Raw genomic sequence first — 18259 nt, 5'->3', positions numbered from 1 at the left:
CTGCCTACCAACAAATTTGTGAATACGACAGCCACAAAAAAGGGACGAATCGCTTCGTCCCTTTGGTCTTTCTATGCGGCTGATCAGGCCATCAAACTACTCAAACAATCAGGCAAGTCGGCCATGGCACTGCTTGAATTTCCTGCCGCTACCGCATGGGCAAGGATCGTTGCGGCCAATTTTCAAGGCATAACCAACTTCTGCCTGACCATCATCGGGAACGACACCTGGTGCCATTATTTCTTCCGCCGAGGCATCCGCATCAAAATCGGCGTGCTGGTAATGCACGTTTTCAATCTGTGATTGCGCCAACTGTTCTTCCGCCGCTTCTATCTCTTCACGAGACTGTATGCGCACGGTCACCACGGTCCTGACTACTTCATTCTTGATCTGGTCCAGCATCTGTCCAAACAGTTCAAAAGCTTCACGCTTGTATTCCTGTTTCGGATTTTTCTGGGCGTAACCACGCAGATGTATACCCTGACGCAGATGATCCAGTGCTGCCAGATGTTCACGCCAGTGCGAATCTATGCTTTGCAGCATGACACTGCGCTCGAACCCGGCGAAGGAATCTTTACCGACGATGTCCAGCTTGGCCTGGTACACATCATTGGCCGCTTTTTGTACGCGTTCCATGATGTCGTCATCATTCAGATTGGCTTCTTCTGCCAGCATTGTCGCCAGTGAGATATCAAGCGCCCATTCATTGCGCAATACTGCTTCCAGCGAAGGAATATCCCACTGTTCTTCGACCGATTCTGCCGGTACATATTCGCGCACGATGTCATGGAACATGCCGTGACGCAGTGAAGAAATCAGTTCGGACATGTCCTGCGCTTCCAGCAATTCATTACGTTGCTGGTAAATTACTTTACGCTGGTCATTGGCGACGTCATCATATTCCAGCAATTGCTTGCGAATATCGAAGTTGCGGGCTTCCACCTTGCGCTGTGCTGATTCGATAGAACGCGAAACGATACCTGCTTCTATCGGTTCGCCTTCCGGCATTTTCAGCCTGTCCATGATGGCACGTACGCGGTCACCGGCAAAAATGCGCAACAGTGTGTCATCAAGGGACAGATAGAAACGGGAAGAACCCGGATCGCCCTGACGACCAGAACGGCCACGCAACTGATTGTCGACGCGACGGGATTCATGACGTTCGGTACCAACAATATGCAAGCCGCCAGCATTCACCACGTGTTCATGCAGGGATTGCCATTCATCGCGCAGTTTTTGCGATTGCGCAAACTTGTCTGCATCCGACAAATCGGGATTGGCTTCGATCAGTTGCACCTGCTTGGCAACATTACCGCCCAGCACGATATCGGTACCACGACCGGCCATGTTGGTAGCGATAGTGATGGCTTTGGGACGACCGGCCTGGGCAATGATTTCCGCTTCACGTGCATGCTGCTTGGCGTTCAACACATTGTGCGGCAAATCTGCCTGGGTCAGGATGCCCGACAACAGTTCCGAATTTTCAATCGAGGTAGTACCAACCAACACCGGCTGACCGCGTTCATAGCAGTCCTTGATGTCGATCAGCATGGCACCGTATTTTTCTTGCGCCGACTTGTACACCTGATCTTGCCTGTCCTTACGCTGGGATGGGCGATTTGGCGGGATGACGACGGTTTCCAGGCCATAGATTTCCTGGAATTCATAGGCTTCAGTATCTGCCGTACCTGTCATGCCTGACAGTTTGGCGTACATGCGGAAATAATTCTGGAAGGTGATGGAAGCCAGGGTCTGGTTTTCATTCTGGATGCGCACGCCTTCCTTGGCTTCGACCGCCTGATGCAAGCCATCAGACCAGCGACGGCCCGTCATCATGCGGCCGGTAAATTCATCGACGATGACGATTTCGTCATTCTGCACCACGTAGTGCTGGTCTTTGAAATACAGGGCATGCGCACGCAAGGCAGCGTACAGATGGTGAATCAGGGTGATGTTTGCGGCATCGTACAGGGAAGCGCCTTCCGGCAGCAGGCCCATTTGCGTCAGGATGCGTTCGGCCTTGTCATGACCCGCTTCGGTCAGCAATACCTGGTGGGCTTTTTCATCCTTGGTGTAGTCACCGGGGACTTCTATCTTGCCCTTGCCATCCGGTGTTTCTTCACCGATCTGCAAAGTCAGCAGTTTCGGTACTTCATTGATTTTGTAATACAGCTCGGTATGGTTTTCTGCCTGACCCGAAATGATCAGCGGCGTACGCGCTTCATCGATGAGGATGGAATCGACTTCATCGACGACGGCGAAATTCAGGCTGCGCTGTACACGATCCTTGGCTTCATACACCATGTTGTCGCGCAGGTAATCAAAACCGTATTCATTATTCGTGCCGTAGGTAATATCAGACGCATAGGCGAGCTGCTTGGCGTCATGATCGAGCTGTGACAGATTGATACCTGTGCTCAGGCCCAGCCAGTTGTACAGTATGCCCATCCATTCGGCATCGCGCTGCGCCAGGTAATCATTGACGGTAACCACATGCACGCCCTTGCCGGACAGGGCATTCAGGTAGATAGGCAAAGTCGCCATCAGGGTTTTACCCTCGCCAGTGCCCATTTCGGCAATTTTGCCGTAATGCAGCACCATGCCACCTATCATTTGCACATCAAAGTGGCGCATTTTCAACACGCGTTTGCTGGCCTCGCGGCAGACGGCAAAGGCTTCAACCAGGATACTGTCCAGCGTCTCCCCGTTGGCAACACGCGTCTTGAACTCGCCAGTCTTGGCCTTCAAAGCCTCGTCTGACAAGGCTTCGAACTGGGGCTCCAGTGCGTTGATCTCACGCACAGTCTTTTGGTATTGCTTCAAAAGCCGCTGATTGCGGCTGCCGAATATCTTGGTCAGTAATGACATGCTATGGACGGAAAGTTAAATTCTGAAAAAAGCGGCCGCAAAATGATTAATTCGACAGCAACAATAGGCTAACCTGTGATTTTACCATGCGGCATCCAAATAGCTACAAACACCGCCTGATAAACTGACAAGGCAGCATATATGAATGCCAGACATAAGTCTGGAGTTGGAGACAAATCCCGCAAACTCAAGCTTATTTTTGATTCAAGGCCGCCAGATTCGCCTGATTTGCCCCTGCAGACAGGAATTTATGGGGATTTTGTGGTACGCCTTTGACATGCACCTCAAAATGCAAGTGTGCACCGGTAGACCGGCCGGTAGAGCCGATATCGGCAATATGCTGGCCACGCTTCACAATATCACCCAGTTTGACGTACACCTTGGATGAATGGGCATAACGCGTCATGATCTCGCCACCGTGATCAATTTCCACCATATTTCCAAATTGCGGATGGTATTCCGCCGCCACCACTACGCCACCTGCGGCAGCTACGATAGGTGTACCGGTCGGACTAGAAAAATCGATGCCTTCATGAAAAGCACTGCGGCCAGAAAACGGATCAAGCCGCCAGCCAAAACCGGATGCATTATAGGCAACGTTGACAGGCTGAATGGTGGGCAAGAGCTTGGATTGCACTTTGAAACCCATCAATTTTGTCTCGACCACGTTCATGTAGTCGGACCGGTGTTCGACATCACGCGACATGGTATCCAGCGCCGCCTGGAACTCTTCCATGTTCAATTCTTTGGCTGGCTGTGAAGTCACTTCAGGGCCACCGCGTCCGGGCAGTTCCTTGAAATTGAATTCTTCCGGCTTGACGCCAGCCAGGCCCTGCACCCTTTCACCCAGGGCGTCCAGGCGTATCAACTGGGCCTGCATCTCGCCCAGTTTGGTAGCCATGGCAGCCAGGTTTTCTTTCATATACTTGTCTTTGTCACTCACTTGTGTGGTGGCGACCGGTACCAGGTCACGCAACACCGGCAAATCTGCGCTGGCCAGCCGCAGGGTCAGTGCCGCCATCATGGCTGCACACAAGGTTGTAATCAGAAGGAAACTGAACAGGCCGAAAATGACATGGCGTGACGACAGTGTCACGGATTTGGCCTGGGTAAAACGGGAGTGCATCAAAATGATTTGCATCAATATGCTCCTCTTAAAACTGTTTTATTGGCGACCAGCCTGGTGGCCGCCTTTGGAACTGACTTTGCGACCGCCTTTGCAACCGCCTTTGCGACAATTAGCATGACGTCTTTGTGGTAAGGTATAGCGCATGTCAACATCATCACGTCCCTCTTACCCAATTAACATCAAACGTGGCCGCAAAGTGCCAGGTGCCAGCGGTGCCGCCGACTTTTTGCGCAGTAACGATAGAATTGCCTCGCTACTGCCCACGGTGCAGCGCAATCTGGCGCTGCAAAAAGATTGCGGGGCAATATTGCCACCGATCTTCGAGACTTGTGAGGTCATGCAGGTGTCTGAAGGACAACTGACTCTATCTGCTCCCAATGCCGCACTGGCGACTAAATTGAAACAACAATGTCCGAAATTGCAAGTAAATTTGCAAGAACGGGGATGGCAGATTAACGCAATCCGTATCAAAGTACAAGTAAAGCGGGTTGTTGAAAAACCCGTTGCCGTAAAGCAAATAGCTTTTTCCGGCAAGGCTTTGCAGGCATTTGGTCAGTTGGAACAGACATTGGAAAAGACCTCGCAAAACGCTGATTTACGAGCGGCGCTGGGGCGTTTACTGCAACGCCACCGGACTGGTGGGCAGGGTTAAATCTGTTAAATTTGAGAAGTCAAAAAAGCAATAATTTTATTAATTAATGTTACAAAATAAGTTGACACAATAAGCTGGTAAACGCTGGATCAAAGGCTTTTTTTGACAAACCAAGACAGACCAATCGCATTTTGGTCAGACCACAGCCCATTCACGTTCCACTTGTGTCGCATAGGTTGGTGGTGCCATACCGGCATCATCAAAGCTGACAATTTCATACGCTGCAGGGTCCGCCAACAGGGCGCGCAGCAACTGGTTGTTCAGGCCGTGACCGGATTTGTGTGCGGTATAACTAGCCAGGAAGGGATGGCCGATCAGGTACAGATCGCCGATTGCATCGAGTATCTTGTGGCGCACAAATTCATCATCAAAGCGCAAGCCATCTGAATTCAGGATGCGGTATTCATCCATGACGATGGCGTTTTCCATCGAGCCACCACGCGCCAGACCGATGCCGCGCAGCATTTCCACATCCTGCATGAAGCCAAAGGTACGTGCACGTGCCACATCCTGTACGAAGGAGGCACGGGCAAAATCCACTTCGGCTGTCTGCACGGTTCCGTCGACAGCCGGGTGATTGAATTCGATGAAAAAATGCAGCTTGAAACCATCAAAAGCTTCCAGCCTGGCCCATTTTTCCGATTTGCCACTACCTTCACGGATTTCTACCGCTTTCAGCACCCGTATGAATTTTTTGGCTGCGGCCTGTTCCTGCATGCCGGCCTGCTGCAAGAGATACACAAAGGAGGAAGCCGAACCATCCATGATAGGGATTTCTTCGGCACTGACATCGATGTATAAATTATCGATACCCAGTCCGGCGCAGGCAGACAACAAATGCTCAACCGTAGATACCTTGCCGTTTTCATTCGACAACGTCGATGCCATGCGGGTATCGCCCACCATCAGCGCCTGTGCCGGCAACACAACCGGTGGCACCAGGTCCGTACGTGTAAAGATAATGCCGGTATCCACCGGTGCCGGGCGCATGACCAGTTCCACCTTGGTGCCAGAATGCAAACCGACGCCTATGGTCTTGACTTGATGTTTGATTGTTCGTTGTTTTAACATCACGCTATTATATCGGTTAGTATGATTTCCCACGTAAGAACGTGTTTACGATCTGTAGCGAGCGTGCGTCAGCGGGGTAAGGGTAACAAAAACGCAGCGCAAAAAGCGGAATGTAATGTAGTACATGAGCATTTTGAGCAGCGCATGAACCCCGCGTGGACTCCGGTTGCGCCCGCGCAGTAAGATCGCAAACAGGTTCTAAGACTGGATAAAAGCAAAATCAATGCATGCACAAACAACAACAGTTACCATCCGCAAGGCCACGGCAGAAGACGTCGAGGCCATGTGTGTGCTCAGTGATCAGATCAATGCGCAACACCATGCGCATGCGCCGCATATTTTTGTGAAGCACAACCAGCGTGAACTTGATCGCCTGTTCTGGCAGGCATCTTTTCAGGCTGCCCACACCTGCGCCCTGCTGGCCTGTCAGGATGGGAAAGTGATCGGTTTCATTACCGTCAGTTGGCATGAAAACATGACTATTCCTTTTTTGTATTGCCGACGCATCTGCCGCATCGGCACCATCGTGGTATTAGACCAGCATCAGCAAAAAGGCGTGGGGCGCATGCTGATGGATGCCGCCACCGCCTGGGGGCGTGAACATCAGGCGGCGGAGGTAAGGCTGGAGGTATTCGACTTCAATCAAAACGCCATGTCGTTTTACAGGGCGCAAGGCTATGGCGTACAGTCACATATCATGTCCAAGGCACTGGATTAAGCAATAGGTAGGGCCAAAAAAAACGGCGCTCAGGTGCAGCGCCGTTTTTTCATACTGAAGATGACTGGATAAAAATTAGCCCAGTTGTGCCAGCAGTGTTTCTGCGTTCGATACTTCGAACTTGCCGCCTTCTTCAATATTGAGCTGCTTGACCACGCCATTTACTGCCAGCAGCGAATAACGCTGTGAACGTGTGCCCATGCCGAATTTAGTGAAATCAGCGTCCAGGCCCAGCACCTTACTGAAAGCGGCATTGCCATCAGCCATCATGCGTACGATGCCAGTGGCTTTTTGATCGCGGCCCCATGCGCCCATGACGAATGCGTCATTCACGGAGATACACCAGATTTCATCCACGCCCTTGGCTTGCAAGGCTGCTGCATTGGCGATATAGCCAGGCACATGCTTGGCGGAACAAGTTGGTGTGTAAGCACCAGGCAAACCAAAAATCGCGATAGTCTTGCCCTTGGTCAGGTCTGACACATTAAAAGTATTCGGTCCCAGTGAACATCCTTCGGATTCCACTTCAATAAATTCTGCCAGACTGCCTTCAGGCAAGGTATCGCCAATCTTGATTGTCATTTTATGCTCCCTAGATAAGTATTCGGATATTCAATGCCTTGCTGAATGCGGCCTTCTCTGTAAAACAGAGAAATTTGCGCTACATCAACACCGACACTGAAGGACGCCAGTATGCCTGAGCTAGGATTTTCTTGCATGACTTAACTAAAGACCCCTCACCACAGAGGCACAGAGACATAGAAAAGGGAAAGAGAAAAGAAAGAGAAAAACTTACCGGTATAAAACGCTTCTATCTTTAGCGTCAAAGAAATTTAAATTCATTTTTTCTTTCTCTTGTTTTTCTCTATGTCTCTGTGCCTCTGTGGTGAGCTTTTTGGTCTGGCTTTTTGGCCTGGCTTTTGTGCCTACCAACAAAAAACGCCAGTTTCTTTCGAAACTGGCGTTGTTCTGGACTGGAGACTGAAAACATCAGTCCGCCTGCTTGCGCAAGAAGGCTGGAATGTCATAAGTTTCCATGCCATTTTTTTCCAGCGCACGCACTGTTTCTGATGCAGATTCACGTCGCCATACTGCCGGTTTGCTCAAGCCATCAAATCCTGTTCCGACATTACCGGCGGAAATAGTGCCGGATGTCATGACAGGGCTGGCCATCACTGGTTCATTATGGGTACCTGTACGCAATACCGGTGTTTGTACCAGCTGGATATTTTTCTTGCCACGACCCAGGCCCGTTGCCACGACCGTTACGCGAATGTCGTCACCCATGGTGTCGTCATATGCAATACCTTGCGCAATGGATGCATCCGGTGCGGCGAAGGCGCGTACTGCCGCCATGACTTCCTTGATCTCTTTACCTTTGAGACCACGGCTGGCCGTCACATTCACCAACACACCACGTGCACCAGACAGATCGATACCATCCAGCAGCGGTGAAGCAACTGCCTGTTCGGCTGCAATACGTGCACGGTCAACGCCGGAAGCGGTTGCCGTACCCATCATGGCCTTGCCCTGCTCGCCCATGATGGTTTTCACGTCATTGAAATCGACGTTGATATGGCCAGGCACATTGATGATTTCTGCAATACCGGCCACGGCATTGTTGAGTACATCATCGGCATGCTGCAGCCATTCAATCATGCTGTCGTCTTCATAAATCTCTTCGAGTTTTTCGTTGAGAATGATGATCAGTGAATCCACGTGCTGAGACAGCGCTTCCAGACCTTCGTCCGCGATGTCCATGCATTTTTTACCTTCATAAGAAAAAGGCTTGGATACCACCGCCACTGTCAAGGCACCCAATTCCTTGGCAACCTGCGCGACGATAGGTGCGGCACCAGTACCTGTACCACCACCCATACCGGCCGCGATGAAAACCATGTGCGCACCACGCAATGCATCTTCAATGCGCGCACGGGAATCTTCCGCCAGCTTGCGACCGACTTCAGGTTTCATGCCTGCACCCAAACCGGTTTCGCCGATCTGTATGACGTTATGCGCTTTGGACAGCAACAGCGCCTGTGCATCTGTATTGGCAGCGATGAACTCAACACCGCAAACGCCTTTGTTAATCATATGCTGAACTGCATTGCCGCCTGCACCGCCCACGCCGACAACCTTAATTACGGTGCCTTGTGTGGCGTTATCAACCATATCGAACTCCATCATGACTCCTCCAGGTAGGCAGTTATCAGTCGCTAGGCATCACCGATTGTGACGACTAGCGACTAATAACTGTAGATCGAACTATTATAAAATGACTACACCAATTTAGATACAAAATACAAGTTAAAAATTCCCTAAAAACCACTCTTTCATGCGTTGCCAGACCGCTTTGGCAGAACCTTCCTGCCGAGTGACCAGATGACCACGCAAATACTGCTTCTTTGCTTCCAACAACAACCCCAAAACTGTGGCGTAGCGCGGGCTGCGTACCACATCTGCCAACTGCCCACTGTACGCTGGCATACCTAATCTGGTCGGCTTCAAAAAGATATCTTCCGCCATTTCAACCATGCCCGGCATGGCAGCAGAACCACCGGTCAAAACGATGCCTGAAGACAGCACATCTTCGTAACCGGATTCACGTACGACCTGATGCACGAGCGCAAACAATTCTTCGACACGCGGTTCAATCACGGCTGCCAATGCCTGACGTGACAATGACCGTGGACCACGATCCCCCAGACCAGGCACTTCCAGTGTGTCCGACGGGTCTGCCAATACCTGCTTGGCGACCCCAAAACGTACCTTGATTTCTTCTGCTTCGGATGTCGGTGTACGCAGCGCCATCGCAATATCATTGGTGATCTGGTCACCGGCAATCGGTATGACGGCGGTATGACGGATGGCACCTTCACTGAAAACTGCCACATCGGTAGTACCACCGCCGATATCAATCAGCACCACGCCGAGTTCTTTTTCATCTTTGGTCAGCACCGCTTCGGCAGATGCCATCGGTTGCAGGATCAGGTCAGATACTTCGAGGCCACAACGGCGCACGCACTTGACAATGTTCTGCACGGCCGATACGGCACCAGTAACGATATGCACCTTGACTTCCAGTCGGATGCCGCTCATGCCTATCGGTTCGCGTACATCGTCCTGGCTATCCACAATAAATTCTTGCGGCAGCGTATGCAGCAACTGCTGGTCAGTCGGGATGTTGACTGCCTTGGCAGTTTCGATCACGCGTGACACATCGGCTGCAGTCACTTCCTTGTCCTTGATGGCCACCATACCACTGGAATTAAAACTGCGGATATGGCTGCCGGCAATGCCGGTGTAGACATGACGGATCTTGCAGTCAGCCATCAGTTCAGCTTCTTCCAGCGCCCGCTGTATGGATTCCACCGTCGCTTCGATATTGACGACCACCCCTTTTTTCAAGCCCTTGGATTCATGTTGCCCAAGACCTATGATTTCATGGCGACCGTCAGGCATGACTTCTGCCACCACCGCCACAATTTTTGAGGTGCCGATATCGAGACCAACGATCAGATTTTTAGCGTCTTTTGTCATGTCTTTCCACTTGCTTTTGTTTGCTTTTTTGATCCGACATTGCCATGACTCGATTTGAGCGCCAGGCCATTCGGATAACGCATGTCCACACTTTCAATACTGTCCTGCAAGCTGGCGATCAATTGCGGATAGATCGTCATCAATTTGTCTACCCTGCTCTTGAGCGTCGTCCCATCCTGCACCCGGCCTAACTGTACCTGCATGCCATTGCTCAACTTCAGGCTCCAGGCATAGCGACTGGAATAATTCACAGACTCTGGTTCCAGGTTGGCTTTGGCAAACCAGGTCTTAAAATCCAGATACTGCGCCAATACTTCTTTCTCGCTACCATCCGGTCCGCTCAGAGCGATCAGGTCGGCATCTTCTTCCGCTTCTGCCAGATTGGCGGTGAACACATCGCCTTTCACCGAAATCAACTGACCGGCTTCACCCCAGGTGCCCATGGCAATATGTTCTTCCAGTGTTACCACCAGCTTGTTTGGCCATTCCCTTTGCACACTGGCCTTGCGCACCCAGGGCACGGCTTCGAAAGCGGTACGTACTGAATCCAGATTGGCTGTAAAAAAATTGCCCCTGACTTTAGGCAGGGCGGTGTTCCTGATCGTCAATGCATTCACATGTCGCAAGGCACCATCATTGGCGGTCTTGGCATCATTCGTGACACTGGCGACATTTGCAGCTTCCACCTTGATCACGCGCAGGGTAAAAAACGGCCTTTGTATCAACCACCACACACTGGATATCACCAGGACGAGCAACACCAGCGCAAACAATGCGTTTGCCGTGTTATTCATCAATTTGGTGTCATGCCACATTTTTCAGTTTCAAACGCTTTATTTTTTTACTTCAGATCTGATCTTCAGGCTTGCCGTTTTCAAAATCTCTACACATAAATCTTCGTAACTCATCCCTATTGCCTTTGCTGCCATCGGCACCAGCGAATGACCGGTCATGCCTGGCGAAGTATTGATCTCCAGCAGGAAAGGCTTGTTATCCGACTTGCGCAATAACACGTCGACCCGCGCCCAGCCTTCACAGTCCAGTGACAGATAGGCATCCACCGCCATCTTGCGTATCTCATCCGTCAGTGCCTGGTCCAGTTGTGCCGGGCAGAAGTACTTGGTGCCATCAGTAAAATACTTGTTCTGATAATCGTAATTGCCTTCTGGTGCCACGATTTCGGTAATCGGCAGCGCATACGCCTGCTTGCCCTTGCCCAATATCGCCACGGTTAATTCGCGACCTTCGACAAATTCTTCTGCCAGCACCACTTCATCAAACTGCGCTGCCAGCGCATAGGCTTCCTGCATGTCGGAATAGCCTTTGACCTTGGTAATGCCAAGGGTAGAGCCTTCATGTGGCGGCTTGATGAATAATGGCAGGCCCAGTTCATCAGGAACGCGGCGCAATTCTGTTTCTGGTGTCAGTACCGCATAAGCCGGTGTGGCCAGACCATGGGTTTGCCAGATACGCTTGGTAAATATCTTGTCCATAGCGATAGCCGATGCCATCACGCCACTGCCGGTATAGGGGATGTTCAATTGTTCCAGCACGCCTTGCAGGCTGCCATCTTCGCCGTAACGGCCATGCAGGGCGATGAATACGCGATCAAATTTCTCTGCCGCCAGTTCAGCAATGCTACGTTCAGCCGTATCAAACGGATGCGCATCGATACCTTTACTGCGCAGCGCCTGCAATACACCGGTACCGGACATGATGGAAATTTCGCGCTCAGCCGAACGGCCACCAAACAGCACGCCTACTTTTCCCAGTGATTTCAAATTCAATTCGCTCATGATATTTTGATCATTTAGTTTTTCATACCGGCTGTGCCAGTTTTGCTGGCACAGCGTTTATGGAACCCGCACCCATGACGATGACCACATCGCCGTCCTTCAATACCCGCAAAATACTGTCAGGCATTTCTTGCATATCTTCGACAAATACTGGCTCTACCTTGCCCATGACACGCAGGGCACGGGACAGGGAACGGCCATCAGCCGCCAGTATTGGTGCTTCACCTGCTGCATACACTTCTGCTAACACCACTGCATCGGCGCTGGAAATCACACGCACAAAATCTTCAAACAGGTCGCGGGTACGGGTATAGCGATGCGGCTGGAAAGCCAGCACCAATCTGCGACCCGGATAGGCACCACGCGCTGCTGCCAGCGTTGCGGCCATTTCCACCGGATGGTGACCATAATCATCTACCAGGGCAAACGTGCCGCCATTTGCCAATGCAATTTCGCCATAACGGGTAAAGCGGCGGCCAACACCGTTGAAGTCACTCAGGGCTTTTTGTGTCGCTTCATCGCTGACACCAACTTCACGCGCAATCGCTATCGCGGCGCAGGCATTCTGTACGTTGTGCATGCCGGGCTGGTTCAGGCTGACCTGCATATTCTCATAGCCATCTTGCACCACTGTGAAATGCATCTTGCCACCCGATGCGGTGGCATCCACGGCGCGTACATCGGCATCTTCATGAAAACCGTAGGTGACAATGGGTTTCGACACGAAAGGCATGATTTCACGCACATTTGCGTCATCCAGACACAAAACAGCCACGCCATAAAATGGCAGGCGTTGGGTAAATTCGATGAAAGCCTGCTTCAGACGGGCAAAGTCATGACCATAGGTTTCCATATGGTCGGCATCGATATTGGTGATGACTTCAATCACCGGCAGCAGGTTCAGGAAAGAGGCATCGGATTCATCTGCTTCTGCAACGATGAAATCACCACTGCCCAGTTTGGCATTGGCACCGGCACTATTAAGCAAGCCGCCAATCACGAAAGTGGGATCAAGCCCGCCCTGTGCCAATACGCTGGCAACCAGGCTGGTGGTGGTGGTTTTGCCATGGGTACCGGCGATGGCGATACCACTTTTCAAACGCATGAGCTCGGCCAGCATCATCGCGCGTGGCACGATGGGGATATGTTTGGCACGGGCGGCGATGACTTCAGGGTTGTCGCCCTTGACCGCTGTCGAGGTAACCACGGCATCCGCACCATCTATATTTTCTGCGGTATGCCCCAGCATCACTTTTGCGCCCAATTGCGCCAGGCGTTTTGATGCAGCATTGCTACCCAGGTCAGAACCGGAAATGGTATAGCCAAGATTCAGCAAGACTTCAGCGATACCGCTCATACCTGAGCCGCCTATGCCGACAAAATGGATGTGTTTGACTTTGTGTTTCATGCTAATGCTTCCAGAATGTGGGCGATGTTTGCACTGGCTTCGCGCTGCCCCAGGGCATAGGCCGTTTCAGCCATCGTCAGGCATTGCGCTCGGTCCAGTACTTTTAATTTTTCTGCCAGCAAGGCTGGGTTTAATTCGCTTTGTGGCAAATGGATGGCGGCATGCTGCCCTGCCATCCAGATAGCGTTTTCTTTTTGGTGTGAGGTACTCGACGCCATGAAAGGCACGAGTATGCTGGCCACACCGGCCGCAGTTAATTCAGATACGGTAATCGCACCGGCACGGCATATCACCAGATCTGCTTCCGCATAACGGCGTGGCATGTCATCGATAAAATCCAGCACTTCGGCTTGCACACCCGCCTGCGCATAACTCTGGCGCAGTGCGTCTATATGCTGTTTGCCTGACTGATGCGTAATACGCGGACGCTGCGCTTCTGGCAACAAGGCCACTGCCTGGGGCATGGCATCATTCAATACTTTGGCACCCAGGCTGCCACCAACCACCAATATGCGCAAGGAACCGCTGCGCTCTGCATAGCGCAGCGCCGGTGCTGGTAATTCGCAAATTTCTTTGCGTATGGGGTTGCCGATCACTTCAGTTTTCTGGTCGGCATGCACGGTTGCAGATGGCAGACCAAACAATAGCTTGCTGGCGAAAGGTCGCAAAGCCTTGTTGGACAACAACAAGGCAGCATCGGCATTCATCAGAACCACAGGTTTGCCGCGCAAGGCCGCCATCATGCCGCCAGGTACCGTGACATAACCACCCATACCCAATACCACGTCAGGCTGGCGGCGACCTATGATACTGAAGCAGCTAAAGAAACTCTTGAGCAGTTTGAAAGCACCGTTGACAGTATGTTGCCAGCCCTTGCCGCGCAGGCCCGAAAAGTCAATATTGTCCATGGCGATATTGTGTTTGGGCACAATCTGGCCTTCCATGCCGATTTGCGTGCCCAGCCAACTGACTTGCCAGCCACGTTCGCGCATGATGTCGGCAATCGCCAGGCCAGGGAAAATATGTCCGCCGGTGCCAGCTGCCATGATCAGCAATTTCTTTGGCATTTTTTGGATTAACTGGCTCATGCGCGGCCCCCTCGCATCAGGACGCGGTTTTCATAATCCACGCGCAACAGTATCGCCAGCCCCACACAATTAATCATGACACCTGATCCACCATAACTCATCAAGGGCAAGGTCAAGCCCTTGGTTGGCAACAAACCCAGGTTGACACCCATATTGATAAAAGCCTGCACACCTATCCATATACCTATGCCCTTGGCGGTCAGCCCGGCAAAAGTCTGGTCCAGGGCAATGGCCTGACGGCCGATTTCAAAAGCGTGCTTGAGCAGCCAGTAAAACAATAGCACCACCGCCATGACACCAACGAATCCCAGTTCTTCTCCGATGACAGCCAGCAGAAAATCAGTATGTGCTTCCGGCAGATAATGCAGCTTTTGCACACTGGCCCCCAAACCGACGCCGAATAATTCACCACGGCCAAATGCAATCAGGGAATGCGTGAGCTGATACGCCTTGCCCAGTGCATGATCTTCTTCAAACGGACTAAGGTAGGCAAAAATACGCTCACGCCGCCAGGGTGACAGCAAAATCACCGAAGTGAAAATACCCACCAGGGTTGCTGCAATACCACCAAACCAGACGCCATTGATACCGCCCAAAAACAAGATGCCCATGGCGATACAAACGATGACGCCGAAAGCACCCAGATCAGGCTCCAGCAGCAGGAGCAAGCCCACCACAGCCACCGCCGCCAGCATGGGAACAAAACCCTTGGTCAGTTTGTGCATGTATTCCTGCTTGCGCACGGTATAGTCGGCGGCATACAAGACCATGAACAGCTTCATCAATTCGGATGGCTGCAGATTCAACACCTTGAACGACAGCCAGCGCTTGGCACCATTCACGCCCTTGCCCAGTCCAGGTATCAGCACCGCAACCAGCAACACCAGCGTACCGACAAACAGGTAAGGCGCATATTTTTGCCAGATCGCCATGGGAATGCGGAAAACCACTGCACTGGCAATCAAGGCGATGACTACAAAAAGCGCCTGGCGGATCAGGAAGTGCGCGTTTTTATAATTTGCATACTTGGGTGAATCAGGCAATGCGATCGAAGCCGAATACACCATCACCATGCCAAACAGCATGAGGATGACGGTGACCCAGACCAGGGGCTGGTCATAGTCCATCATCTTGGAGCGGCTGGCCAGGTTGGTAGTCACCGGGGGACTGCCGAAGGGTGACCACTTTGACGACCATTTTTGCAGGGGCAATAGGAGCTGTTTCATCAGCACACCTCTCCCCGTGCCAGTGCAATTTCACGCACTGCATCTACAAATACCTGAGCGCGGTGCGCATAATTGCGGAACATGTCGAGGCTGGCGCAAGCAGGCGACAGTAAAACAATATCGCCATCTGCGGCGATTTCAGCGGCTGCCTGGACTGCCATTTCCAGGCTGGCGACAGCATGCAAGACAACGTTGGTAACCGCCAGCGCCTGCTGCAATTCTTCTTTGGCCTTGCCGATCAGGATAACCGCCTTGGTATACCGTTCCACCGGGTCTGCCAGAGGAGAGAAATCCTGTCCCTTGCCTTCGCCACCAGCAATCAGGATGATGCGCTTGTGCAAGGCATCGGATTGTTGTCCCAAACCTTTCAGGGCGGCCACGGTGGCACCGACATTCGTGCCTTTGCTATCATCAATGTAATCAACACCGGCAACATGGGCAACCTGCTCGACACGATGCGGTTCGCCTTTATAATCACGCAAAGCGTGCAGCAAGGGCGCGAACGACAAGCCTATGCCACGGCACAGGGCCAGCGCCGCCAGGGCATTTGCGGCATTATGCTGACCACGGATTTGCAAGGCATCTGTCGGCATCAGGCGGGTGACCATGATGGGAATTTCTTCCACTTCTTTTTTCTTGCGACGGCTATTCGTCACCACTGGCGCATCTTCAGCGGCACTGGCGACAGCCAGCCACCCCATGCCGTGTTCGTTCAGCATCCCCATATCCGCCAGGTGCCTGGGTGCATCCACACCAAAGCTGACCGCATTCGCATGTGATTTGGCCATGGACATGACGAGCGCATCATCACGGTTCAATACCTGCAAAGTCTGTTCGCCAAAAATGCGTGCCTTGTCGGCGCAGTAAGCCTGCAGGCTGCCATGCCAGTCCAGGTGATCCTGGGTGATATTCAATACGGTAGCGACATCGGCTTGCAGGCTATGCGTCGTATGCAACTGGAAGCTTGACAGTTCCAGTACCCAGACCTGGGGCAAGGCATCCTGTTCCAGGCATACTCTTAATACGTCAAGTACCGCTGGACTGATATTGCCAGCCACTTTGACGGTCAGGCCAGCACGTTCGACCAGCAAGCCGACCAGGCTGGTCACGGTGGTTTTGCCGTTGGTACCGGTGATGGCGATGACTTTGGGTTGATAGTCTCGCTCAGCCTTCAATGCCAGCAGGGCCTGGGCAAACAATTCGATTTCACCCCAGACCGGGATGGATTTTTCATTCGCAGCAGGCAGCAAGTCTTGCAGTTCGCGCAATGGCGACAAACCAGGACTGACGGCCACGACATCAATATCGTCCAGCATCGCCGTGCTGAAGGCGGCGCCTATAAATTCTATCTGCTCAGAAAGTGCCTGAAGTTTTTGTAACTGGGCCAACCTGTCCGGGGCTTCGCGGGTATCGGCCACACGCAGGCGCGCGCCGGCGCGCAGCAGCCATTGCGCCATTGCCAGCCCGGTTTCACCCAGGCCCAGAACCAAGACATGTTTTCCCGAAAAATCCATAACCACTATTTCTATCAATCAAAACAAACAACAAACTGCTGACACTCTGTGCGCAGAATTAGCACACGACACTACAACTCAACGTAATTTCAGTGAAGACAAGCCCAGCAATACCAGCAGCATGGTGATGATCCAGAAACGTACGACCACCTGGGTTTCCTTCCAGCCCTTCTTTTCAAAATGGTGATGCAGCGGTGCCATCAAAAACAGGCGACGGCCTTCACCATATTTCTTCTTGGTGTATTTAAAATACGATACCTGCAACATGACTGACAGTGTCTCGGCAACAAAAATGCCGCCCATGATGAACAAGACAATTTCCTGCCTGACGATGACAGCCACCGTACCCAGTGCACCGCCGAGTGCCAGTGCCCCAACGTCACCCATGAATACCTGGGCCGGATGGGCATTGAACCAAAGGAAAGCCAAGCCAGCCCCCGCCATCGCACCACAGAAAATCAACAATTCGCCAGCACCCGGAATATGGGGTATCAGCAAGTATTTGGCGTAGCCGACATTCCCGGTCAGATACGCAAACAGCCCCAGGGCTGAACCCACCATGATGGTCGGCATGATGGCCAGGCCATCCAGACCGTCAGTAAAGTTGACGGCATTGCTGGTGCCGACAATTACGCAATACGTCAGCGCAATGAAACCCCAGACACCGAGTGGATAACTGACAGATTTAAAGAAAGGCACGATCAAATCTGCTTTCGGCGGCAAGTCCATATTGAAACCGGACTGTATCCAGGCAATAAACAATTCCATCACCTTTGAATTGCTGGGAGCCGATACCGAAAACGCCAGGTAAAAAGCAGCAACCAGGCCAATCAGGGATTGCCAGAAAAATTTGTCACGCGAGCGCATGCCTTCCGGGTCTTTATAGACCACCTTGCGATAGTCATCGACCCAGCCGACTGCCCCATAACCCAGCGTAACGATCATCACAACCCAGATAAAGCGGTTACTCAAATCCCCCCACAGCAGGGTGGAAATACCGATGGAAATCAGGACCAGTACCCCACCCATGGTCGGGGTGCCAGATTTGACCAGATGTGTTTCCATGCCATAGCTGCGTACAGCCTGACCGACCTTCATGCGGGTCAGCATGCGTATGACTGCAGGACCGGCAAAAATACCTATCGAGATGGCCGTCATCGTGGCAAATACGGCGCGAAAGGTAATAAACCCGAAGACGCGCAGCCAGCCTATATCCTGCTTGAAAAGTTCAGCCAACCAGAGCAACATG

At 52.1% G+C, this 18259-nt stretch carries 15 protein-coding genes; 2 read left to right on the top strand and 13 right to left on the bottom strand.

The window, feature by feature from the left end; all coding sequences use genetic code 11:
* Positions 1–108 precede the first annotated feature (108 nt).
* Together secA and ACO0K9_RS06245 are read right to left on the bottom strand one after the other, a co-directional pair.
* Entirely contained in the window at positions 109–2868 is a 2760-nt protein-coding gene (gene secA / locus ACO0K9_RS06250; protein ID WP_422982906.1) for a preprotein translocase subunit SecA, read from the bottom strand.
* A 193-nt stretch (positions 2869–3061) separates the two neighbouring features.
* Entirely contained in the window at positions 3062–4009 is a 948-nt protein-coding gene (locus ACO0K9_RS06245) for a M23 family metallopeptidase (RefSeq protein ID WP_422982904.1), read from the bottom strand.
* A 130-nt stretch (positions 4010–4139) separates the two neighbouring features.
* Between ACO0K9_RS06245 and ACO0K9_RS06240 the strand changes: the two genes are divergently transcribed.
* The gene (locus ACO0K9_RS06240; protein WP_422982902.1) at positions 4140–4649 is read left to right on the top strand and encodes a DciA family protein; all 510 of its coding nucleotides are present in this window, start codon (positions 4140–4142) and stop codon (positions 4647–4649) included.
* 135 nt (positions 4650–4784) lie between these two features.
* Here ACO0K9_RS06240 and lpxC read toward each other — a convergent pair whose 3' ends face one another.
* On the bottom strand, positions 4785–5720 hold the full coding sequence (lpxC, locus tag ACO0K9_RS06235) for a UDP-3-O-acyl-N-acetylglucosamine deacetylase (RefSeq protein ID WP_422982900.1): 936 nt from the start codon (positions 5718–5720) through the stop codon (positions 4785–4787).
* 223 nt (positions 5721–5943) lie between these two features.
* Here lpxC and ACO0K9_RS06230 point away from each other — a divergent pair, with 223 nt between their 5' ends.
* Complete coding sequence (locus ACO0K9_RS06230; protein WP_422982898.1) at positions 5944–6438, top strand: GNAT family N-acetyltransferase; 495 nt, start codon at positions 5944–5946, stop codon at positions 6436–6438.
* A gap of 75 nt (positions 6439–6513) precedes the next feature.
* On the opposite strand, the gene ACO0K9_RS06225 is transcribed toward ACO0K9_RS06230, so the two are convergent.
* The 10 genes from ACO0K9_RS06225 to mraY form a co-directional block, all read right to left on the bottom strand.
* The gene (locus ACO0K9_RS06225; RefSeq protein ID WP_422982896.1) at positions 6514–7020 is read right to left on the bottom strand and encodes a peroxiredoxin; all 507 of its coding nucleotides are present in this window, start codon (positions 7018–7020) and stop codon (positions 6514–6516) included.
* A 408-nt stretch (positions 7021–7428) separates the two neighbouring features.
* The gene (gene ftsZ, locus ACO0K9_RS06220) at positions 7429–8622 is read right to left on the bottom strand and encodes a cell division protein FtsZ (protein ID WP_422982894.1); all 1194 of its coding nucleotides are present in this window, start codon (positions 8620–8622) and stop codon (positions 7429–7431) included.
* Between the two features lie 123 nt (positions 8623–8745).
* Complete coding sequence (gene ftsA / locus ACO0K9_RS06215) at positions 8746–9978, bottom strand: cell division protein FtsA (RefSeq protein WP_422982892.1); 1233 nt, start codon at positions 9976–9978, stop codon at positions 8746–8748.
* Positions 9975–10793 carry a cell division protein FtsQ/DivIB gene (locus tag ACO0K9_RS06210; protein ID WP_422982890.1) on the bottom strand — a complete coding sequence of 273 codons (819 nt, stop codon included), beginning with the start codon at positions 10791–10793 and terminating at the stop codon, positions 9975–9977. The genes ftsA and ACO0K9_RS06210 overlap by 4 nt, the downstream gene beginning before the upstream one ends.
* A gap of 18 nt (positions 10794–10811) precedes the next feature.
* Complete coding sequence (locus tag ACO0K9_RS06205; protein WP_422983173.1) at positions 10812–11777, bottom strand: D-alanine--D-alanine ligase; 966 nt, start codon at positions 11775–11777, stop codon at positions 10812–10814.
* 19 nt (positions 11778–11796) lie between these two features.
* On the bottom strand, positions 11797–13182 hold the full coding sequence (gene murC, locus ACO0K9_RS06200) for a UDP-N-acetylmuramate--L-alanine ligase (RefSeq protein ID WP_422982888.1): 1386 nt from the start codon (positions 13180–13182) through the stop codon (positions 11797–11799).
* Positions 13179–14270 carry an undecaprenyldiphospho-muramoylpentapeptide beta-N-acetylglucosaminyltransferase gene (gene murG / locus ACO0K9_RS06195; RefSeq protein WP_422982886.1) on the bottom strand — a complete coding sequence of 364 codons (1092 nt, stop codon included), beginning with the start codon at positions 14268–14270 and terminating at the stop codon, positions 13179–13181. The genes murC and murG overlap by 4 nt, the downstream gene beginning before the upstream one ends.
* A complete protein-coding gene (gene ftsW / locus ACO0K9_RS06190; RefSeq protein WP_422983171.1) occupies positions 14267–15400 on the bottom strand; it encodes a putative lipid II flippase FtsW in 1134 nt (377 codons plus the stop codon). The genes murG and ftsW overlap by 4 nt, the downstream gene beginning before the upstream one ends.
* Before the next feature lie 95 nt (positions 15401–15495).
* Positions 15496–17010: a UDP-N-acetylmuramoyl-L-alanine--D-glutamate ligase gene (gene murD, locus ACO0K9_RS06185; RefSeq protein ID WP_422982884.1), complete on the bottom strand. Its 1515-nt coding sequence runs from the start codon at positions 17008–17010 to the stop codon at positions 15496–15498.
* A gap of 78 nt (positions 17011–17088) precedes the next feature.
* Positions 17089–18258, bottom strand: a complete 1170-nt coding sequence (mraY, locus tag ACO0K9_RS06180; protein WP_422982882.1) for a phospho-N-acetylmuramoyl-pentapeptide-transferase — start codon at positions 18256–18258, stop codon at positions 17089–17091.
* Position 18259 lies beyond the last annotated feature (1 nt).

This window comes from Undibacterium sp. Ji50W (assembly GCF_049340445.1).
GTDB lineage: Bacteria > Pseudomonadota > Gammaproteobacteria > Burkholderiales > Burkholderiaceae_D > Undibacterium.
Note: the sequence above shows the minus strand (reverse complement) of the source record. Positions and strands in the feature narration are given on the sequence as shown.